This is a genomic window from Stenotrophomonas sp. GSD10, from assembly GCF_056172695.1.
The window spans coordinates 3,022,647-3,044,367 of the sequence record NZ_JAOCMC010000002.1 but is presented as its reverse complement, the minus strand read 5'-3'; the positions used below and the strand labels follow the sequence as shown (position 1 = coordinate 3,044,367).

At 67.5% G+C, this 21,721-nt stretch carries 15 protein-coding genes and 1 pseudogene; 12 read left to right on the top strand and 4 right to left on the bottom strand.

The annotated features are described in order from the left end of the window. The first annotated feature begins 46 nt into the window (after window positions 1-46). The 7 genes from acnD to pbpC all read left to right on the top strand — a co-directional run bounded on the left by acnD (window position 47) and on the right by pbpC (window position 13,714). Complete coding sequence (gene acnD, locus N4G47_RS14385) at window positions 47-2,665, top strand: Fe/S-dependent 2-methylisocitrate dehydratase AcnD (RefSeq protein ID WP_475287972.1); 2,619 nt, start codon at window positions 47-49, stop codon at window positions 2,663-2,665. A 100-nt stretch (window positions 2,666-2,765) separates the two neighbouring features. Beyond that, entirely contained in the window at window positions 2,766-3,023 is a 258-nt protein-coding gene (locus tag N4G47_RS14380; protein WP_071306232.1) for a type II toxin-antitoxin system ParD family antitoxin, read from the top strand. Next, window positions 3,010-3,336, top strand: a complete 327-nt coding sequence (locus N4G47_RS14375; RefSeq protein ID WP_475287970.1) for a type II toxin-antitoxin system RelE/ParE family toxin — start codon at window positions 3,010-3,012, stop codon at window positions 3,334-3,336. The genes N4G47_RS14380 and N4G47_RS14375 overlap by 14 nt, the downstream gene beginning before the upstream one ends. Before the next feature lie 23 nt (window positions 3,337-3,359). Further along, complete coding sequence (gene prpF / locus N4G47_RS14370) at window positions 3,360-4,538, top strand: 2-methylaconitate cis-trans isomerase PrpF (protein WP_107231217.1); 1,179 nt, start codon at window positions 3,360-3,362, stop codon at window positions 4,536-4,538. Between the two features lie 174 nt (window positions 4,539-4,712). Then, window positions 4,713-6,173 carry a bifunctional 2-methylcitrate dehydratase/aconitate hydratase gene (locus N4G47_RS14365; RefSeq protein WP_475287968.1) on the top strand — a complete coding sequence of 487 codons (1,461 nt, stop codon included), beginning with the start codon at window positions 4,713-4,715 and terminating at the stop codon, window positions 6,171-6,173. Between the two features lie 202 nt (window positions 6,174-6,375). Continuing rightward, window positions 6,376-11,283, top strand: a complete 4,908-nt coding sequence (locus N4G47_RS14360) for an alpha-2-macroglobulin family protein (protein WP_475287966.1) — start codon at window positions 6,376-6,378, stop codon at window positions 11,281-11,283. 49 nt (window positions 11,284-11,332) lie between these two features. After that, window positions 11,333-13,714, top strand: a complete 2,382-nt coding sequence (gene pbpC / locus N4G47_RS14355) for a penicillin-binding protein 1C (RefSeq protein ID WP_475287964.1) — start codon at window positions 11,333-11,335, stop codon at window positions 13,712-13,714. A gap of 134 nt (window positions 13,715-13,848) precedes the next feature. On the opposite strand, the gene N4G47_RS14350 is transcribed toward pbpC, so the two are convergent. Both N4G47_RS14350 and N4G47_RS14345 read right to left on the bottom strand, forming a co-directional pair. Continuing rightward, entirely contained in the window at window positions 13,849-14,424 is a 576-nt protein-coding gene (locus N4G47_RS14350) for a ferritin-like domain-containing protein (protein WP_107231213.1), read from the bottom strand. Window positions 14,425-14,453: 29 nt separating this feature from the next. Next, window positions 14,454-14,936 (bottom strand): redoxin family protein, encoded by a 483-nt coding sequence (locus N4G47_RS14345; RefSeq protein WP_475287961.1) that lies wholly within the window; start codon window positions 14,934-14,936, stop codon window positions 14,454-14,456. A 260-nt stretch (window positions 14,937-15,196) separates the two neighbouring features. Here N4G47_RS14345 and N4G47_RS14340 point away from each other — a divergent pair, with 260 nt between their 5' ends. Next, window positions 15,197-16,084: a DnaJ C-terminal domain-containing protein gene (locus N4G47_RS14340; protein ID WP_475287959.1), complete on the top strand. Its 888-nt coding sequence runs from the start codon at window positions 15,197-15,199 to the stop codon at window positions 16,082-16,084. 158 nt (window positions 16,085-16,242) lie between these two features. Here the strand turns inward: N4G47_RS14340 and pilH are convergent, their stop codons facing one another. Further along, complete coding sequence (gene pilH, locus N4G47_RS14335; protein ID WP_005410644.1) at window positions 16,243-16,614, bottom strand: twitching motility response regulator PilH; 372 nt, start codon at window positions 16,612-16,614, stop codon at window positions 16,243-16,245. A gap of 88 nt (window positions 16,615-16,702) precedes the next feature. Then, window positions 16,703-17,697: pseudogene (locus N4G47_RS14330) on the bottom strand (YhdH/YhfP family quinone oxidoreductase). Window positions 17,698-17,850: 153 nt separating this feature from the next. On the opposite strand from N4G47_RS14330, the gene hflK reads away from it, so the two are divergent. The 4 genes from hflK to N4G47_RS14310 all read left to right on the top strand — a co-directional run bounded on the left by hflK (window position 17,851) and on the right by N4G47_RS14310 (window position 21,715). Beyond that, window positions 17,851-18,879, top strand: a complete 1,029-nt coding sequence (gene hflK, locus N4G47_RS14325) for an FtsH protease activity modulator HflK (protein ID WP_475287958.1) — start codon at window positions 17,851-17,853, stop codon at window positions 18,877-18,879. Between the two features lie 100 nt (window positions 18,880-18,979). Continuing rightward, window positions 18,980-19,843: a protease modulator HflC gene (gene hflC, locus N4G47_RS14320; RefSeq protein WP_010482785.1), complete on the top strand. Its 864-nt coding sequence runs from the start codon at window positions 18,980-18,982 to the stop codon at window positions 19,841-19,843. A gap of 66 nt (window positions 19,844-19,909) precedes the next feature. Beyond that, complete coding sequence (locus tag N4G47_RS14315) at window positions 19,910-20,095, top strand: DUF2065 domain-containing protein (RefSeq protein WP_106468837.1); 186 nt, start codon at window positions 19,910-19,912, stop codon at window positions 20,093-20,095. Between the two features lie 327 nt (window positions 20,096-20,422). Continuing rightward, window positions 20,423-21,715 (top strand): adenylosuccinate synthase, encoded by a 1,293-nt coding sequence (locus tag N4G47_RS14310; protein ID WP_049421231.1) that lies wholly within the window; start codon window positions 20,423-20,425, stop codon window positions 21,713-21,715. The last annotated feature ends 6 nt before the right edge of the window (window positions 21,716-21,721 follow it).

The window sequence follows — 21,721 nt, the reverse complement described above, 5'->3', positions numbered from 1 at the left end:
CGCCGCATTGCCGGCACCCGGCCCGCCCCAAGTACTCCGCCAGCCCATGAATACCGATTACCGCAAGAACCTCCCCGGCAGCACGCTGGACTATTTCGATGCGCGTGCCGCCGTCGATGCGATCCGGCCCGGCGCCTACGCCACGCTGCCGTACACCTCGCGCGTGCTGGCCGAGAACCTGGTACGCCGCTGCGATCCGGCCACGTTGGCCGCTTCGCTGAGGCAGCTGATCGAGCGCCGTCGCGACCTCGATTTCCCGTGGTTCCCGGCGCGCGTGGTCTGCCACGATATCCTTGGCCAGACCGCGCTGGTGGACCTGGCCGGCCTGCGTGATGCGATCGCCGACAAGGGCGGCGACCCGGCCAAGGTCAACCCGGTGGTGCCGGTGCAGCTGATCGTCGATCACTCGCTGGCGGTGGAGTGCGGTGGTTTCGATCCGCAGGCGTTCGAGAAGAACCGCGCCATTGAAGACCGCCGCAACGAAGACCGTTTCCACTTCATCGACTGGACCAAGCTGGCGTTCGAGAACGTGGACGTGATTCCGCCGGGCAACGGCATCATGCACCAGATCAACCTGGAGAAGATGTCGCCGGTGGTCTACGTGCAGGACGGCGTGGCGTTCCCGGATACCTGCGTCGGCACCGACAGCCATACCCCGCACGTGGACGCGCTGGGCGTGATCGCCATTGGTGTGGGTGGCCTGGAAGCGGAGAACGTGATGCTCGGCCGCGCCTCGTGGATGCGCCTGCCGGATATCATCGGCGTCGAGCTGAGCGGCCGGCCGCAGCCGGGCATCACTGCCACCGACGTGGTGCTGGCGCTGACCGAGTTCCTGCGCAAGGAACGCGTGGTCGGTGCGTACCTTGAATTCTTCGGCGAGGGTGCCGCGGCACTGACCATCGGTGACCGCGCCACCATCTCCAACATGTGTCCGGAATACGGTGCCACTGCGGCGATGTTCTACATCGATCAGCAGACCATCGACTATCTGCGCCTGACTGGCCGCGAAGAGTCGCAGGTGGCGCTGGTGGAGAACTACGCACGCAGCACCGGCCTGTGGGCCGATGCGCTGGCCACCGCGCAGTACGAGCGCGTGCTGCACTTCGACCTGTCCAGCGTGGTGCGCAACATGGCCGGGCCGAGCAATCCGCACCGCCGCCTGCCGGTGTCCGAGTTGGCCGAGCGCGGCATTGCCGATGAAGCCAAGCTGGAAGCCGGCAAGGCCGAACAGGCCCAGGGCCTGATGCCCGATGGTGCGGTGATCATCGCCGCCATCACCAGCTGCACCAACACCTCCAATCCGCGCAACGTGATCGCTGCCGGCCTGCTGGCGCGCAAGGCCAATGAACGTGGCCTGCTGCGCAAGCCGTGGGTGAAGTCGTCGCTGGCACCGGGCTCGAAGGCAGTGCAGCTGTACCTGGAAGAGGCCGGCCTGCTGCCGGACCTGGAGAAGCTCGGCTTCGGCATCGTCGCCTTCGCCTGCACCACCTGCAATGGCATGAGCGGCGCGCTGGACCCGGCGATCCAGCAGGAGATCATCGACCGCGATCTGTATTCCACCGCCGTGCTGTCGGGCAACCGCAACTTCGATGGCCGCATCCACCCGTATGCGAAGCAGGCGTTCCTGGCTTCGCCGCCGCTGGTGATCGCCTATGCCATCGCCGGCACTGTACGTTTCGACATCGAGAAGGATGTGCTGGGCGTGGACGCCGACGGCAACGAGGTGCGCCTGAAGGACATCTGGCCGAGCGACGCCGAGATCGATGCCGTGGTCAAGGCGGCGGTGAAGCCGGAGCAGTTCCGCAAGGTCTACAACCCGATGTTCAACGTGCGCGTGGAGCACGGCGCGGCGGTCAGCCCGCTGTACGACTGGCGCCCGCAGAGCACCTACATCCGCCGTCCGCCGTACTGGGAGGGCGCACTGGCCGGTGAGCGCACGCTGGCAGGCATGCGCGCGCTGGCGGTGCTGCCGGACAACATCACCACCGACCACCTGTCGCCGTCCAACGCGATCCTGGCCTCCAGCGCCGCCGGCGAATACCTGGCGAAGATGGGCCTGCCGGAAGAGGACTTCAATTCCTACGCCACCCACCGCGGTGACCACCTGACCGCACAGCGCGCCACCTTCGCCAACCCGAAGCTGTTCAACGAGATGGTGCGCAACGACGACGGCAGCGTGAAGCAGGGTTCGCTGGCGCGCGTGGAGCCGGAAGGCAAGGTGATGCGCATGTGGGAAGCGATCGAGACCTACATGGAGCGCAAGCAGCCGCTGATCATCATTGCCGGCGCCGATTACGGCCAGGGCAGCTCGCGCGACTGGGCCGCCAAGGGCGTGCGCCTGGCTGGCGTGGAAGCGATCGTGGCCGAAGGCTTCGAACGGATTCACCGTACCAACCTGATCGGCATGGGGGTGCTGCCGTTGGAGTTCAAACCGGGCACCACCCGCCTGACCCTGGGCATCGACGGCACCGAGACCTTCGACGTGGTCGGCGAGCGCACCCCGCGCGCCGACCTGACCCTGGTCATTCACCGCCGCGACGGCCAGGACGTGATCGTGCCGGTCACCTGCCGCCTGGACAGCGACGAGGAAGTGGCGATCTACGAAGCCGGCGGCGTGTTGCAGCGCTTCGCCCAGGACTTCCTGGAAGGCGCCAAGGTGGCGTGATGGCGGCCTGAACGCCTGCCCCCGGCGGTCGGGGGCGGGCTTGTCCGACACCCGGGCGCGGCGCACACTGGCTTGGCAAATATTGCCAATGGAGAGTCTCATGGCCACGATGAACATCTCACTGACCGACCCGCTCAAGCAGTTCGTGGACGAGGAAGTACGTGAAGGCGGCTATTCCAGCACCTCCGACTACGTACGCGACCTGATCCGCCAGCGCCAGCGGCGCAAGGCCGAAGATCTGCTCAAGCAGCTGATTGCCGAGGGCTTGGCATCTGGGCCTGCCGTGCCGGTGACGGCCGACACATTCGAGCGCATGCGTCGCGAACTGACCGAAAGGATGGAGCGTGAAGGCGATTGAGTGGAGGCCCAGGGCCGAGGCGGATGCGGCCGATGCCGCGCTGTGGTTTGCCCGGCAGGAAGGGCTGGCACTGGGCCAGCGCTTTCTCGAAGAACTGGAGGCCACGCTTCAACGCATCGCGCTGTTTCCAGCCTCGTGTTCCACACGGCACGCCGACCTCGCGGCACAGCTGCCAGCGCCATTGCGCTTCATGCGGGTCCCAGCCTTTGAACGCTATCTCGTCTATTACCTCGATCTGCCGGGCCGCGTCGACGTCATGCGTGTGTGGTGCGTTGATCGTGGCCTTGATGCCCTGATGCAAGACATTTCCTGAAATCCAAACGCGTGGATCCGACGATGACCTTCCTCCCGCAACTCCGTATTCCCGCCACCTACATGCGCGGTGGCACCAGCAAGGGCGTGTTCTTCCGCCTGCAGGACCTGCCCGAAGCCGCGCAGGTGCCGGGCGCCGCACGCGATGCGCTGCTGATGCGGGTGATCGGTTCGCCCGATCCGTATGGCAAGCAGACTGACGGCATGGGCGGTGCAACGTCCAGCACCAGCAAGTGCGTGATCATCTCCACCTCTTCGGTGCCGGACCACGATGTGGACTACCTGTACGGCCAGGTCTCGATCGATACCGCCTTCGTTGATTGGAGCGGCAACTGCGGGAACCTCAGCACCGCGGTCGGCCCGTTCGCGATTGCCAATGGCCTGATCGATCCGGCCCGGGTGCCGCGCGATGGCCTGTGCACCGTGCGTATCTGGCAGGCCAACATCGGCAAGACCATCATTGCCCACGTGCCGATGCGCGATGGCGAAGTGCAGGAGATCGGCGATTTCGAGCTGGATGGCGTGACCTTCCCGGCGGCCGAGATCCAGCTCGAATTCATCGATCCGTCCGATGACGGCGATGCCGGCGCGATGTTCCCGACCGGCAATCTCGTCGATACCCTGGAGGTGCCCGGCGTCGGCAGCTTCGAGGTGACCATGATCACCGCCGGCATTCCGACCATCTTCCTCAACGCCGCCGACCTGGGCTACACCGGCACCGAGCTGCAACCGGCGATCAACGAAGACAAGGCAGCGCTGGAGCGCTTCGAGACGATCCGCGCCTACGGCGCCTTGCGCATGGGCCTGATCAAGAACCTGGAAGACGCGGCAACCCGTCAGCACACGCCAAAGGTGGCCTTCGTGGCACCGGCACAGGACTACGTATCGTCCAGCGGCAAATCAATTCCGGCCTCGGCGATCGACCTGCATGCGCGTGCGCTGTCGATGGGCAAGCTGCACCACGCGATGATGGGTACCGCCGCCGTGGCGATCGGCACCGCAGCCGCGATTCCGGGCACGCTGGTCAATCGCGCGGCCGGCGGCGGCGAACGCGAAGCAGTCACCTTCGGTCACCCCTCCGGCACGCTGCGCGTGGGCGCACAGGCCGGGCTCGTTGACGGCCAGTGGACGGTGACCAAGGCCATCATGAGCCGCAGCGCCCGTGTGCTGATGGAAGGCAAGGTGCGGGTGCCGGCCGAATGATGGCTGCGGCGGCGCTGGCATTACACGCTTCGGTAGGTGCCAACCTTGGTTGGCATGTCAATGGCACCGCCCGGGCATGGTCCAGCGCCAACCAAGGTTGGCGACTACCGGGATGCGTGGCCTGATCTGCTTTGGCGGCCGCCAACGCGCCACACCCTGACGAGGAGATCGACGATGTCCGACAGTCACACCCCATCCAACGAGCGTGCAGCGTGGGATGCGCTGCTGGTGGACATCGTCGATTACGTGCGTGATGCCCGCATCGACTCGCCGCTGGCGTTCCAGACCGCACACCACTGCCTGCTCGACACGCTGGGATGCGGGCTGGAGGCACTGTCCTTCCCGGCCTGCAGCAAGCTGCTCGGGCCGCTGGTCCCCGGCATCAGCGTGGTGAATGGCGCGCGGGTGCCGGGCATGCACTATGTGCTGGATCCGGTGCAGGCCGCCTTCAACCTGGGCGCGATGGTGCGCTGGCTGGATTTCAACGACACCTGGCTGGCCGCCGAGTGGGGCCATCCTTCCGATAATCTCGGCGGCATCCTGGCCGTCTGCGATTGGCTGGGGCGCAACGCGCAGCCGCTGCGCCGCCCGCCCCCGACCGTGCATGACGTGCTGCTGGCGATGATCAAGGCGCACGAGATCCAGGGCGTGCTGGCCCTGCAGAATTCCTTCAACCGGGTCGGGCTGGACCACGTGGTGCTGGTCAAGGTCGCCACCACCGCGGTGGTCGCGCAGCTGCTCGGCCTGGATCGCGAACGCATGCTCAATGCACTGTCGCTGGCCTGGGTCGATGGCCAGGCGTTGCGCACCTACCGGCACGCGCCCAACACCGGCTCGCGAAAGAGCTGGGCGGCGGGCGATGCGACCAGCCGCGGCGTGCGCCTGGCGCTGATGGCGGCCAGCGGCGAAATGGGCTACCCCAGCGTGTTGAGTGCGCCGACCTGGGGTTTTGAAGCCGTATCCATGCATGGCGAGCGTGTGACGTTGGGGCGTCCGCTGGGCAGCTACGTCATGGAGAACGTGCTGTTCAAGATCAGCTACCCGGCCGAATTCCATGGCCAGACCGCGGTGGAGGCGGCGATCACGCTGCACCAGCAGCTGCGCGCGATGGGGCGGCGGGTCGAGGACATCGCGCATGTCAACATCCGCACCCAGGAAGCCTGCATCCGCATCATCGACAAGCAGGGGCCGCTGCATAATCCGGCCGACCGCGACCACTGCGTGCAGTACATGGTCGCCATCGCGTTGCTGCACGGGCGGCTGGTGGCCGAGGACTACGAGGATGACGTGGCCGCCGATCCACGCATCGACGCACTGCGCGCGAAGATGGCCTGCCATGAAGACCCGCAGCTCAGCGCTGATTACCTGGACCCGGACAAGCGCAGCATCGGCAATGGACTGAGCGTGCGCTTCACCGATGGCACTGAACTGCCCGAGGTGCGGGTGGAGTATCCGCTCGGCCACGCCCGTCGCCGCGCCGAAGGCATTCCGCTGCTGATGGACAAGTTCCGCCGGCATCTGGCCCATCGCTTCCCGACTGCCCAGCAGCAGCGCGTCCTGGCGGCATCGCTGGACCCGGTGGCGCTGGCGGCGATGCCGGTGACCGACTACGTGGACCTGTACCTGCCGGGGTAGGGCCGCTCTGGTAGATGCCAACCTTGGTTGGCACGGGGGCGCCAACCAAGGTTGGCGACTACCGATCCCGCCGCGCATGGCCTTGCCATGCCGGTTGCCGGCCAGCGGCCGGCACTACCTGCATCTGGGGCACTTGCCGAATCCGCGTCAACACCTTGACGCGGCCTGCCTATAATGGCCACCTCGATCAAGGAGTGACGACATGAGCGGTCCGGCACGGCGGAAGCGGTGGGGATGGGCGGCGGCGGTACTGGCAGGAGGCCTGTTGCTGGGCCTGGCCGGCTGCCGCAACGACAGCGGGCAGCTGCCCAAGGCCAGCGGTGAAGCCATCACCACCCAGGCCGAGCAGGTGAAGGAGTTCACCCTGCTGCGTGCCTACCCGGACCAGAAGAATGACGGCCTGTCGCTGGCGCTGGAGTTCTCGCGCCCACTGGTCGGCACCCAGGACTTCGACAAGCTGGTGCGCTTCGAGGAGAAGGTCGGCACCGACGACAGCAGCTGGACGCTGTCCGATGACGGCCTGACCCTGCGCTACCCGTTCGTCGAGGCGGGCAAGGAGTTCAGCCTGGTGGTCTCGGCCGACCTGCTGGCCGCCGATGGCAGCCGGCTGGGCAAGGAACTGAAGCAGAAGGTGTTCAGCGGCGAGCTGAAGCCGGTGGTCGGTTTCGCTTCGCAGGGCAGCGTGCTGCCGGCCAAGGACAGCCGTGGCCTGCCGGTGGTGTCGGTGAACGTGCCCGAGGTCGACGTCGAGTTCCTGCGCGTGCGCGAGAAGGACCTGCCAACCTTCTTCAGCCAGTATCAGCGCGGCGGCCGCCGCGGCAGCTGGGAACTGAGCAGCGACTACGAGCGCAGCCCGATCAACAAGCTGGCCGAGCCGGTCTACGTCAACCGCTTCATCCTTGGCGGCAAGAAGAACGAGCGGGTGCTGACCTACCTGCCGACCCAGGACATCAAGGAGCTGCAGGAGCCGGGCCTGTACTTCGCCCTGCTCAAGCGCACCGGTGACTACGAGGGCGAGTTCGATACCGCGTTCTTCTCGGTCAGTGACATCGGCCTGCATACCCGCGCCTACAAGGACAAGCTGTTCGTGCACACCGCCGGCCTGAAGGACGGTGCGCCGCTGAAGGGCATCGACCTGCGCGTGCTCGATGCCAAGGGCGAGGTGGTGCTGAAGGGCAGCACCGACGGCAACGGCAATGCGCTGCTGAACTACACCCTGGATGCCACCCACGTGCTGGTCGCCAGCAGTGGCAAGGACACCAGCTTCCTGCCGTTCAACCAGCCGGCGCTGGACCTGAGCGAATTCGCCGTGGCCGGCCGTGACAACGCCTGGTTCGATGTCTATGCCTGGTCCGGCCGCGACCTGTACCGCCCCGGCGAGACCGTGCGCCTGTCCGCCCTGCTGCGCGACAACGATGGCAAGCCGGTCAAGGCGCAGCCGGTGTTCCTGCGCCTGAAGCAGCCTGACGGCAAGACCTTCCGCGAGACCCGCTTGCAGCCCGGCGACCAGGGCTACATCAACTTCGAGCAGACCATCCCCGCCGAGGCGCCGACCGGGCGCTGGCAGGTGGAATTCCGCACCGACCCGGCCAGCAAGGAAGCGATCCAGGGCATGACCCTGCGCATCGAGGAGTTCCTGCCCGAGCGCATGAAGCTGGATCTGGACAGTGCGCAGAAGACGTTGAAGCCGGGTGAGGACCTGCGCCTGCAGGCCAATGGTGCCTACCTGTATGGTGCGCCGGCCGATGGCAACCGCTTCACCGCGCGCATGGCAGTGGCGGCCGAGCAGCAGCCGATGGAAGGCCTGCCGGGCTACTTCTTCGGTGACCCGACCCTGCAGCTGCCGCGCGAAGCCAAGGACGTGATCGACACCACGCTGCCGGCCAATGGCCAGCTGCGCGAGGATGTGGCGTTGCCGGAAGAGGCGGCCAAGGCCAAGGCACCGATCGCCGTGGTGCTGTCCGGCAGCCTGTACGAAACCGGTGGCCGCACCGTCACCCGCACCCTGAAGCGGGTGATGTGGCCGGCCAACGCACTGGTGGGCGTACGTCCGCTGTTCAATCCCGAAGACGGTGCCGATGCCAACGGCAATGCGCGCTTTGAACTGATGCGCGTGGATGCGGCGGGCAAGCCGCAGCCGGCCAAGGGCCTGAAGATCACCCTGGTGCGCGAACTGCGCGATTACCACTGGACCTTCAACGACAACCGTTGGGACTACGATTTCACCCGCCGCTTCGAGAACAAGGAAACCCGCACGGTCGATGCCGGCAGCAGCGCGGTGGCCTTCGACGTGCCGGTGGAGTGGGGCGAGTACCGGGTGGACGTGTTCGATCCGTCCACCGGCCTGACCAGCCGCTATCCATTCCGCGCCGGCTGGAGCTGGGGCGATGACAACCGTGGCCTGGACGCGCGCCCTGACAAGATCAAGCTGGGCCTGGACAAGACCGGCTACAAGGCAGGCGACACGCTCGAGGTGACGGTGACCCCGCCGCACGCCGGCAAGGGCATCCTGATGGTCGAGACCGACCGCATGCTGTACGTGCAGGACATCGACGCCAAGCCGGGGTCGACCTTCAAGATTCCGGTCACCGCCGACTGGGAACGCCACGACGTCTACATCACCGCGCTGGTGTTCCGTGGCGGCAGTGCGCCGAGCAAGATCACCCCGGCCCGTGCCGTGGGCGTGGTGCATGTGCCGATGGACCGCAAGGGCCGCACCGTGGCGGTCGGCCTGGCGGCGCCCAAGCAGATGCGCCCGGAGCAGGACCTGCCGGTGACGGTCAGCGCACCACAGCTGGCCGGCAAGATGGCGCACGTCACCGTCTCGGCGGTGGACGTGGGCATCCTCAACATCACCCGCTTCCCGGTGCCCGATGCCGGCGCGCACTTCTTCGCCCAGCGTCGTCTCGGCATCGATGCCTACGACATCTACAGCCGGGTGATCGAGAGCTTCGACGGCGGCGCCGGCAAGCTGAAGTTCGGTGGCGACATGGCCCTGCAGGCGCTGCCGCAGGCCAAGCGCCCGACCGCGCGCGTGCAGACCGTGGACCTGTTCTCCGGCCCGGTGCAGCTCGACGCCAAGGGCATTGCCCGGATCCGCCTGAAGGTGCCGGATTTCAACGGCACCCTGCGCGTGTCGGCGCTGGTCTACAGCGATGACCAGTACGGCAAGCGCGATGTGGAAACCGTGGTGCGTGCGCCGATCCTGGCCGAAGCCAGCATGCCGCGCGTGCTCGCCCCGGGCGACCGCAGCACCGTCACCCTGGACGTGCAGAACTTCACCGGCAAGCCGGGTGCGTTCAACGTGCGGGTGGAAACCGAGGGCCCGCTGGCACTGGCTGAAGGCACGCGCAGCGTGCAGTTGAATGCCGATGCCAAGAGCACGCTCAGCTTCCCGCTGTCGGCGCGCGAGGGCCACAGCGTGGCCAAGGTGCGGGTGCGGGTGGACGGCAACGGCTTCAAGGCCGATCGCCGCTACGACCTGCCGGTGCGTGCGGCGTGGCCGCAGGTGCTGCGTTCGCAGGTGCGCACGCTTGATCCGCTGGCCGCGGTCAGCCTCGACAACAGCCTGACCGAGGGCCTGATGTCCGAGTCGGTGAATGCCCGGCTGCTGGTCAGCCCGCTGCCGCCGATCCCGTTCGCCAGTGCACTGCAGGGCGCGTTGAACTATCCGTATGGCTGTGCCGAGCAGACCACCAGCAAGGGCTACGCCGCGCTGATCCTGGACCAGGCAACGTCGTCGATGCTCGGCGCCGATGGCCTGGATGCCAAGACCCGCCGCGAACGCATGGAAGGCGCGTTCGGCCGGCTGGCGTCGATGCAGGTGGCCAACGGCAACTTCTCGATGTGGGGTGACGACGGCTACGTGAACCCGTGGCTGACCCCGTACATCACCGAGTTCCTGCTCGATGCCAAGGACGCTGGTTTTGCAGTGCCCGACAACGTGCTGCAGAAGGCGCTCAACCGCCTCAGCGAGGACCTGCTGTCTGGTGGCAATCAGTTCTACGGCCAGGATGACCGCGAGAAGCTGAAGTTCGCCAACCAGGCGTATTCGGGCTATGTGCTGGCGCGGGTCAACCGTGCGCCGCTGGGTACCCTGCGCACGCTGTACGACAACGAGCGCAGCAAGGCGGTCGGTGGCCTGTCGCTGGTCCACCTGGGTGTGGCGCTGTCGCTGCAGGGCGATGCCAAGCGTGGCCAGGCGGCGCTGACGGCGGCCTTCGCCAAGTCCAGCAGTGAACGCCCGTCCTACTTCGGCGATTACGGCAGCGCGATCCGCGATGACGCGCTGATGATCGCGCTAACCCATGAGAACAAGCTGGCCAAGCCGGCCTGGGATGCGCGTGCGGTGGATCTTGGCCGTGGGCTGGATGCGCGCCGCAATGCCGGCTGGATGTGGCTGAGCACGCAGGAGCAGGTGGCCATCGCCCGCCTCGGCAAGGCACTGGCCGCCAACCAGAAAGCGCTGGTGGCCGGTGAACTGGTGATCGGTGGCAGCACTGAAGTGATCGGCGAGCGCAAGCTGTTCGGCCGCAACTTCAGCGCCAGCGAACTGGCCGGCGGCGTGCGCTTCACCCCGCAGGGCCAGCCGCCGATGTTCGCCAGCATCGACGTGGCCGGCATCCCGCGCAGCGCACCGGCACCGGACAACAGCGTGCTCGGGGTCGAACGCAGCTACTACGGCACCGACGGCAAGCCGTGGTCGCCGCGTCCGCTGAAGGAAGGCGAGGCGCTGATCGTGCGCGTCACCGTCACCGCCGACACCACGATGCCCGATGCACTGCTGACCGACCTGCTGCCGGCCGGCCTGGAGATCGAGAACTTCAACCTCGGCGACGCCAAGCAGTGGGCCGACGTGGTGGTCGATGGCATCACCATCAGCGACCGTGGTGAAGCGGCCGACACCAAGCACGAGGAGTTCCGCGACGACCGCTACGTGGCCGCGCTCAAGCTCTCGCGCGGCAGCAAGGCCAACGTGTTCTACCTGGTGCGTGCGGTGACCCCGGGCACCTACTCGGTGCCGCCGCCGCTGGTGGAGGACATGTACCGGCCACAGCTGCGGGGCGTCGGCCGCAGCAACCCGACCACGATCACGGTGGTGCAGCCGTGATCCGAAGGATGGGCCGCGACGGCGCGGCCCGTCCTGCTGGCGCTACGCAATGAAGGACGCGATGAAGACCCGGCTGGCGGCCCTGCGCCGCCGGCTGCGGCCGCTGTGGCCGTGGCTGCGTTGGGGCACCGCAGCGATGCTGGGGCTGCTGCTGGTGCTGGATTTCGCCTTCCCGCCACCGTTGCCGAAGCAGCGCGACACCAGCACCCTGGTGGTATCGGCGGACGGCACCCCGTTGCGCGCGTTCGCCGATGCCGAGGGCGTATGGCGCTATCCGGCCTCGATCGACAGCGTCTCGCCGCTGTACCTGCAGGCGCTGCTGACCTACGAAGACCGCTGGTTCTGGAACCATCCGGGCATCAACCCGCTGGCGATCCTGCGGGCAAGTGGCCAGCTGCTGCGTGGCGGCCGTATCGTGTCCGGTGGCTCGACCCTGACCATGCAGGTCGCGCGCATCCTCGATCCGCACTCGCGCACGCCGTGGGGCAAGCTCAAGCAGATGCTGCGCGCGGTGCAGCTGGAAGTGCACCTGAGCAAGCCGCAGATCCTGGCCCTGTATCTGGAGCGCGCGCCCTACGGTGGCACCATCGAAGGCGTGGAAGCGGCCAGCTGGGCCTATCTGGGCAAGCCGGCGGCGCAGCTGTCGCATGCCGAGGCCGCATTGCTGGCGGTGTTGCCGCAGGCACCGAGCCGGCTGCGCCCGGATCGTCACCCGGAAGCGGCGCAGAAAGCGCGCGACAAGGTGCTGACCCGCATGGCCGAACTGGGCGCGTGGACGCCGGAAGAGGTGGAAGACGCGCGCATCGAGAACGTGGTGGCGCGCTCGCTGCGGCCGCCGCTGCATGCCGCGCTGCTGGCGCAGCGCCTGCATTCGGCGCATCCGGGCCAGGCGCGCATCCAGAGCAGCATCGACATCGGCCTGCAGCGCACGCTGGAAGAGCGCGTGGCCAGCTATTTCTCGACGCTGCCCGAGCGCACCTCTGCGGCCCTGCTGGTGGTCGACAACCAGACCCTGCAGGCACGTGCCTACGTCGGCACGCTGGCGTTCGGCGACCGACAGCGGCTCGGTCACGTCGACATGGTGCAGGCTTGGCGCTCGCCCGGCTCCACGCTCAAACCGTTCCTGTATGCGATGGCGCTCGATGATGGGCTGATCCATTCGGAAAGCCTGCTGGTGGATGCGCCGCAGAGTTTCGGCAGCTACCGGCCCGGCAATTTCGACATGGCGTTCAACGGACCGGTGGGCGCCTCCAGCGCGCTGCGGCTGTCACTCAACGTGCCCTCGGTGGACCTGTTGCAGCGGGTCGGTGCGGCGCGCTTTGCCGCGCGCCTGTCACATGCCGGCATCCAGCTGCGCTTCCCGCCGGGCAGCACGCCCAACCTGTCGCTGATCCTGGGCGGCACCGGCGCACGCCTGGAAGACCTGGTTGGCGCGTTCGCCGCACTGAACCGCAACGGCATCGCCGGCCGCGTGCGTTACACCGGCGACGAACCGATGATCGAACGGCGATTGGCCTCGCCCGGTGCCAGCTGGATCGTGCGCGAGATGCTGGAGTCGAATCCGCGGCCGGGCTACGGCATCGGCACCTTCGACGTCGGCGGGCGACCGCGCGTGGCCTGGAAGACTGGCACCAGTTACGGGTACCGCGACGCCTGGGCGATCGGCAGTACCCGCCACTACACCGTGGGCGTGTGGGTGGGTCGACCGGACGGCACACCCTTGCCGGGCCAGTACGGCGCGGTCACTGCGCTGCCGCTGATGTTCGAGGTGGTGGACAGCCTGCCGCGCCAGCGTGGTGACTCGGCGGCTGCGCCGATGCCGGCCAGCGTCAGCCAGGAGGATGTCTGCTGGCCCACCGGCGAACGTGCCGAGGGGCTGCCGGCGGCACTGTGCCAGCGGAGGATGTCAGCCTACCTGCTGGATGGCGCGGCACCGCCGACCTTCCCCGAACGCGAGGCGCGGGGCTGGCAGCCGGGCCGGCAGCGTTACCTGGCCGATGCCCGCAGCGGATTGCGGGTGTCGGCCGATTGCCGCTTGCCGCATGAGGAAGTGGCGCGCGAGATCGCGCGCTGGCCGGCGTTGCTGTCGCCGTGGCTGCCCAAGGCCACGCGTGAGGCCTCGCAGCTGCCGCCGTTGTCGCCGGACTGCCGTGATGATGGCCGCGAGGCCAGCGTCGCACTGCACATCGATGGCCTCAATGATGGCGCCGCACTGGCGCGCGCGCCCAACGCCGAGCATGGCGTACGCCTGCAGCTGCGCGCGCTGGGCAGCGAGCAGGCAGTGGACTGGCTGCTGGATGGCCGCTGGATCGCGCAGACCCGCGGCGCGCAGCTGATGCAGCGCGAGTTTGGCGATCCCGGCACGCACACCCTGACCGCGTTGGCCGCCGACGGCGCCTGGACGCAGGTGCGCTTCACCGTATTCCGGTAGGTGCCAACCTTGGTTGGCACGTCCCGTATGTTTGCCACGCTGTTGTAGAGCCGAGCCCATGCTCGGTTGCTCTTGCGACGCGTGTGCAGCGCTCAGCCGAGCATGGGCTCGGCTCTACAGGGAGCGTCAGGCAATCACTCCCCGATCCACCCATCCAGCAGGTCGGCGAACTCGTCGGCGTGTTCCTCTTCCTGCGCCAGGATTTCCTCAAGAATGCGCTTGGTGGTGGTATCGCGGTCGCCGATGACGTTGATCATCTCGCGATAGCTGTCGATGGCGATGCGCTCGGCCACCAGGTTCTCGCGCACCATGTCGCGCAGGTCGCTGCCTTCCTTGTACTCGGCATGCGAACGCGCGGTCAGCGTATCGGGGTTGAAATCGGGTTCGCCACCGAGCTGGACGATGCGCTCGGCCAGCTTGCCGGCGTGCGCCTGTTCCTGCTGTGCATGCTCGAGGAACTCGGCTTTCACCGCGTCGGCCAGCATGCCCTTGGCCATGAAGTAGTGCCGGTAGTAGCGCAGCACGCAGACGTACTCGGTGGCCAGGGCGTCGTTGAGCAGCTTGATCACCACCTTGCGGTCGGCGCTGTAGCTGTCGGTGATCGCGCCGTCCTCGATGTTGCGCCGGGCACGCTCGCGCAGGGTCTTGCGGTCGCTGATGCCGGGAATCTTCGCGGCAGGCTTGGGGGCTTTGGCTGGCTTGCTGGACATGGCTGGCCGTTTCCTCTTGCGGTGGACAATCAGGTGGGCAGGTGCTCCAGCACGTACTCGGCCGAAGACACTTCGAACTGGCCGGGCTGTTCGACCCACGCCGCGCGCACCACGCCATCGACCACGTACAGGGCGAAGCGGCGCGAGCGGATGCCCATGCCCGAGGCGCTGGCGTCGAGTTCCAGGCCGAGCGCGCGGGTCAGTTCGGCGTTGCCGTCGGACAGCATCAGCAGGCCGTCAGGCACGCTCTGCTCGGCGGCCCAGGCCTTCATCACGAAGGGGTCGTTGACGGCCATGCAATAGACGTCGATGCCGCGCTGGCGGAAGTCCTGGAATCTTTCGACGAAGCCGGGCAGGTGGCGCGCCGAGCAGGTGGGAGTGAACGCACCGGGCACGGCAAACAGCACCACCTTGCGCGCGTCGAACAGCGAGTGCGTATCGAGCGTTTCGATGCCCTCGCGGATGCGCTTGAGGGTCACTTCCGGAATGCGGTCGCCAACGTGGATGGTCATGGGGAACTCCTTGCAGAGGCAGGCTAGTGGCCGGCATGGGACAGGGGCGTCAAGACATTGGAAAACCGGCGTGCAGGCCCCATCTTCAGCCTTTGCCACGCGGGCTTCCAGCCATAGCCTGGGGAGGCCGATGGCAGGCGCATTGCGCAGGATCAGTCGGCCTCACCGCGACCGCACGAGGGGCGGCGTAGCATCGCCGGCGCGTAGAATGAACCCGGGGCGGCGCCACCGGCGCGGCCGAAGCGAATCGAGGTAGCTGGATGGAATTCAAGGATTACTACGCCACCCTGGGGGTGGAACCGAGCGCGGGCGAGGCGGAGATCAAGACCGCCTACCGCCGGCTGGCACGCAAGTACCACCCGGACGTCAGCAAGGAGGCCGGGGCCGAAGACAAGTTCAAGGCGGTCAACGAAGCCTACGAGGCACTGCGTGACCCGGAGAAGCGCGCGGCCTACGACCAGCTGCGCGCGCAGGGCTATCGCCCGGGCGAGGAGTTCAACGTGCCGCCGAACTACGGCGGTGCCGGCGGCTTCAACTTCGAGGAAGTGTTCGGCGGCGGTGGCGCCAATGGCGGCTTCAGCGACTTCTTCGAGAGCCTGTTCGCCCGCCAGCGCGGCGGTGCCGGCCCGGGTCCGGGCTTCAGCAGCCAGGGCCATGCGCCCAATCGCGATACCCGCGCCAAGCTGTCGGTACCGCTGGAGGCGGCCTACAGCGGCGACAGCCTGCGCATCACCGTCAACGGCAAGCAGCTGGACGTGCGCGTGCCCAAGGGCATCCGTCCGGGCCAGGTGATCCGGCTGGCCGGGCAGGGCAACCATGGCGGCAACCTGCTGCTGGAAGTGGAGTACGCCGCACACCCCCAGTTCGAGGTCGATGGCCGCAACATCCTCTACACGCTGCCGGTCACTCCATGGCAGGCGGCATTGGGTACCAGCATCAGCGTGCCAACCCTGGGCGGGGCGGTGGAGCTGAAGATCCCGGCCGATTCCGATGCCGGCCGCAAGCTGCGCCTGCGCGGGCGCGGCCTGCCGGGCAGCCCGGACGGCGACCAGATCGTCGAGATCGAGATCGTGGCCCCGGCCGCGACCGACGAGGCGCAGAAGAAGGCCTACCGCAATCTGGCCAAGGCGTTCGGTGAGACGATCTGACAGGCCGGAGGAGCGCCGGCGGCGTGCGCCGGCGGCGAGTCAATCTGAGACCGATTCTGGTGGGTGCGGACCTGGGTCCGCACGCCTTCCGGTAGTGCCGGCCGCTGGCCGGCAGAACAAGAGCGTGCCAACCAAGGTTGGCACCTACCGGAGCAGCCTCAGCCCTGGCCGGCGAACACCCGCTCCAGCACCTCGGACAGTTCGTCTTCCGAGAACGGCTTGGTGATGTAGGCCTTGGCGCCCTGGCGCATGCCCCACATGCGGTCGGTATCCTGGTCCTTGGTGGTCACCAGGATCACCGGAATGTGCCGGGTCGCCTCGTCGCGGGCCAGCGTGCGGGTGGCCTGGAAACCGTTGAGGTTGGGCATCACCACGTCCATCAGGACCAGGTCGGGCAGCTCGGCCTTGGCGGTCTCGACCCCGGCGGCGCCATCGGTGGCGGTCAGGATCTGGTGCCCGAGCTTCTCGACGATGCGCTGTATCCCCAACAGCTGCGACGGTGAGTCGTCGACGATCAGAATGCGTGCCATGTTGTTCCCCAGGTAATGCCCGCAGTGTAGTGCGGGCACATTACCGGCGGGAGGGGCGCGTGTGCCGTCCGTCGCCTGCCTGCGACGTTCAGTCGATCCGCACCACGGTACGGCCCAGCGAACCGCCGGCCAGCATCCGCTCGAAGATGGCCGGCAGGCCATCCAGGCCGACCTCGGCGGTGCAGATGCGCTGCAGGTGCTGCGGCTTCCATTCGTTGCCCAACCGCGCCCAGACTTCTTCGCGCAGTCTGCGCGGCGCATTGGCCGAGGACACACCCAGCAGCGACACGCCGCGCAGGATGAACGGCATCACCGTCATGTCCAGCTTCGGGCTGGCGGCCAGGCCGGCGCTGACCACGCTGCCGTAGGGCACGGTCTGCGCCAGCAGGCTGGCCAGCATGTCGCCGCCGGCATTGTCCAGGCCACCGCCGAAACGCGCCGACTGCAGCGGGCCGGTATCGGCCAGTGCTTCGCGCGGCAGCACCTCGGCGGCACCGATGGCGCGCAGGAAGTCGGCCTGGTCGGGCTTGCCGCTGACCGCATGCACCGTGTAGCCGGCACGGCTGAAGATCGACAGGGCCAGCGCACCGACGCCGCCGCTGGCGCCGGTGACCGCCAGCGGGCCCAGTTCCGGGGCCTGCCGGTTGTCCTGCATGCGCAGCAGGGCCAGCGCCGCAGTGAAGCCGGCGGTACCCAGCACCATCGCCTCGCGCGGGCTCAGCCCGGCCGGCTGCGCGATCACCGCGCTCGATTCCAGCCGCACGTACTGGCTGTAGCCGCCGTCGCGGGTCTCGCTGAGGCCGCAGCCGGTGGCCAGCACCGCGTCGCCTTCACGCCAGGCCGGGTCGGTGCTGGCAACCACGGTACCGGCCACGTCGATGCCCCCACCAGCGGGAAGCGGCGCAGGATCCGGCCCTTGCCGGTGCCGGCCAGTGCGTCCTTGTAATTGACCGAAGACCACTGCGCGCGGATCAGCACCTGTCCGGGGTTGAGATCGTCGACATTGAGCTGGGCCAGCCCGCTGCGGTAGCCGGCGTCGTCGTTTTCGATGCGGAAGGCGGTGAACGGGGTGGTGGGGGCCATCGGCGCTGCCTGACTTCGAGGAAAACGCCACCTTACCCCGTCGGGGCCCTTTCGATCCTGCCGATCCGCCCCATCTTGTATGATCGGTAATGGTTTCACGGCTGGTGGTGCGGGAAGGGCCCGCGCCGCAGCCCAAATCTTGATGGAGCGTGCATGGCCTGGAATACACCCGGCGGCAACAAGGGCGGACAAGGCCCCGAGGACAATCGACGCGGGCCGTTCGGCTCCCGCGGCGGTGGCAATGGTGGTGGCTGGGGCGGTCTGCCCGGGCCGCTGAAGGATCTGTTCGACGGCGGCATCGTGCGTTGGGTGGTGGCGGCCGTGGTGCTGCTGGTGCTGTTCTCCAGCTTCCAGCTGATCGGCGAACAGCAGCGTGGCGTCGTGCTGCGCTTTGGCCAGTTCTCGCGCATCCTGCAGCCCGGACCGAACTTCAAGCTGCCGTGGCCGATCGAATCGGTCACCAAGGTCAACGCCACCGAGATCAAGACCTTCTCGATCCAGGTGCCGGTGCTGACCCGCGACGAGAACATCGTCAACGTCTCGCTGAACGTCCAGTACCGCATCGATGATCCGCAGCAGTATCTGTTCGGCACCGTGGATGCCAATCAGGTGCTGGAGCAGTCGGCGCAGAGCGCGGTGCGTGAGGAAGTCGGTCGCGCCGACCTCAATGCCGTACTGAACAACCGTGGCCCGCTGGCCGTGGCCGCCGAAGAGCGCCTGCAGGCGCTGCTGAAGGCGTTCAAGACCGGCCTGACCGTGACCGGCCTGACCCTGCAGGACGCCCGCCCGCCGGAAGAAGTGAAGCCGGCCTTCGACGAGGTCAACGGCGCCCAGCAGGTCAAGGAACGCCTGATCAACGAAGCCCAGGCCTACGCCGCCAAGGTCGTGCCGGAAGCCCGAGGCCAGGCCTCGCGCGCCCGTACCACCGCCGAAGGCTACAAGCAGGCCGTGGTGTCCAAGGCCGAGGGTGACGCGCAGCGCTTCAGCCTGTTGCAGGCCCAGTACAAGGACGCCCCGGAAGTGACCCGCAAGCGCCTGTGGCTGGAGACCGTGCAGCAGGTGCTGAGCGAGAACCGCAAGGTGATCGGCGGCGATGGCCGCCAGCTGATCTACGTGCCGATGACCGGCGATACCCGTCCCACCACCTCGGCGCCGCCGGGGTCACCAACCCGGAGGTGGTGATGCCGTCGCTGCCGGGCGCAGCGGTGGAACAGTCCCGTGATCCGGGCCGGCCGGTGGGCCGCCCGACCGGGCGACCGAGCGGCCGTGAGGAGGGCAGCCGATGAAGAGTCCAATCTGGATCGCCGTGATCGTGGCGGTGGTGCTGGGCCTGCTCGGCTCGGTGTACGTGGTCCGTGAGGACCAGACCGCCATGGTGCTGAACCTGGGCAAGGTGGTGCGTTCGGACATCAAGCCGGGCCTGCACTTCAAGGTACCGGTGGTGGAAACGGTGAAGGTCTTCGACCGCCGCTTCCAGGTGCTCGATACCGCCCCGGCGCGCTACTTCACCGCCGAGCAGAAGGACGTCAGCGTCGACTTCTTCGCCATCGGTTACATCTCCAACGTGGGTGACTATTTCCGCGCCACCGGCGGCGATCCGCGTATCGCCAATGCCCGTCTGGCACCGATCATCACCGACTCGCTGCGCAACCAGATCAACTCGCGCACCCTGCAGCAGCTGGTGTCCGGCGACCGCAGCGAGCTGATCGCCGAGCAGCTGAAGGGAATCAACGAAGCCGTGGCCGGTCTGGGCATGCAGATGATCGACCTGCGCATCAAGCAGGTGGACCTGCCGACCGACAGCCAGGTGATCAACGACGTGTACGAGCGCATGCGCGCCCAGCGCAAGCAGGAAGCCGCCAAGCTGCGTGCGGAGGGCGAGGAGCAGTCGCTGACCATCCGCGCCCAGGCCGACCGTGACAGCACCGTGCTGATCGCCGAAGCCGAGCGTGATGCGCAGCGCCTGCGCGGTGAAGGCGATGCCGATGCCGCCCGCATCTACGGCAAGGCCGGCTCGGCCGACCCGTCGTTCTATGCGTTCTACCGTAGCCTGGAGGCCTACCGTGGCTCCATGACCGACGGCAACGGGGTGATCGTGCTGGACAAGAACGACCCGTTCCTGCAGTACCTGAAGAACGACCGCTGAGGTCGCAGGGCATTACCCCACGGGGCCCGGCCAGATGCCGGGCCCCGTGTTTTTCCGGAGTCCCCCATGAAAGATCTGTTCGCTGCCGTCTGCCTGGTGGCGGTGCTGGAAGGCCTGTTCCTGTTCGTTGCGCCGATCGCCTGGAAACGCATGGCAGAGCGTCTGCTGGATCTGCCCAGCCCGGCCCTGCGCAGCTTCGGCGGGCTGGTGCTGCTGGCTGGCCTGAGCCTGCTGTGGTGGGCCCGCCATTAGACGACCCGGGGCGGCCGCCTGCGTTCACATGCGTGGCCCGGCTCTGGTAGATGCCAACCTTGGTTGGCATTGCCGGCCAGCGGCCGGCACTACCGGATGAGGCGCCTGACCGGCCGGTGAAGCCGCCCGTCGGAAAGGTGGCACCCGACCCCGGAAACCCGGATAATGCACAAAAGCCGGACGGGCCTCCCCGTTCGGCTTTTTCCGTGTCTGGGCCATCCATCGCCGGCCGCTCCCCGTTTGGAGCCGCCTTGCAGGTGCTGGCCAGCCCCGCCACGGTTTACCCGTCCGCGGCCCCGATGGCCGCAACAAATCGAGGAGCCCGTCATGGGTCAGTCTGTCGTAGTGTTGGGTGCCCAGTGGGGCGATGAAGGCAAGGGCAAGATCGTCGATCTGCTCACTGAGGAAATCGGCGCCGTCGTGCGCTTCCAGGGCGGCCACAATGCCGGCCACACGCTGGTCATCAACGGCAAGAAGACCGTTCTTCACCTGATTCCGTCGGGCATCCTGCGTGACGATGCGCTGTGCCTGATCGGCAACGGCGTGGTGATCTCGCCGGCCGCGCTGCAGAAGGAAATCGCCGAGCTGGAAGCCTCCGGCGTGGAAGTGCGTTCGCGCCTGAAGATCTCCCCGGCCGCGCCGCTGATCATGCCGTACCACATCGCCCTGGACCAGGCGCGCGAGCGCGCTGCCGGCGGCAAGGCGATCGGCACCACCGGCCGTGGCATCGGCCCGGCCTACGAAGACAAGGTGGCGCGCCGCGGCATCCGCATCGCCGACCTGCACTACCCGAAGCAGCTGGAAGAACTGCTGCGCACCGCGCTGGATTACCACAACTTCGTGCTGACCAAGTACCTCAACACCGACGCGGTCGACTTCCAGAAGACCTTCGACGAAGCGCTGGCCTTCGGTGAGTACGTGCAGCCGATGAAGTCCGACGTGGCCGGCATCCTGCACGACCTGCGCAAGCAGGGTAAGCGCGTGCTGTTCGAAGGCGCGCAGGGCGCGCTGCTGGACATCGACCACGGCACCTACCCGTACGTCACCAGCTCCAACACCACCGTCGGTGGCGCGCTGGCCGGTTCGGGCGTCGGCGCCGACTCGATCGACTACGTGCTGGGCATCGCCAAGGCCTACGCCACCCGCGTCGGTGGTGGCCCGTTCCCGACCGAGCTGGACGACGAAGTCGGCCAGGGCATCCGTGACCGCGGCGCCGAGTACGGTGCTTCGACCGGCCGTCCGCGTCGTTGCGGCTGGATGGACATCGTCGCGTTGAAGCGCGCCGTGGCCATCAACGGCATCAGCGGCCTGTGCATCACCAAGCTGGACGTGCTGGATGGCATGGAAAAGCTGAAGGTCTGCATCGCCTACGAATACAACGGCAAGCGCACCGAGTACGCGCCGCTGGACGCGCAGGGCTGGGAAGACTGCACCCCGGTGTACCTGGAGTTCCCGGGCTGGAGCGAGAACACCCACGGCATCACCCAGTGGGACGAGCTGCCGCCGGCCGCACGTGCCTACCTGCGTTCGCTGGAAGAGCTGGCCGGCTGCCCGATCAGCATCGTCTCCACCGGCCCGGACCGCGACCACACCATGGTCCTGCAGGATCCGTTCGCCTGAGTGAGA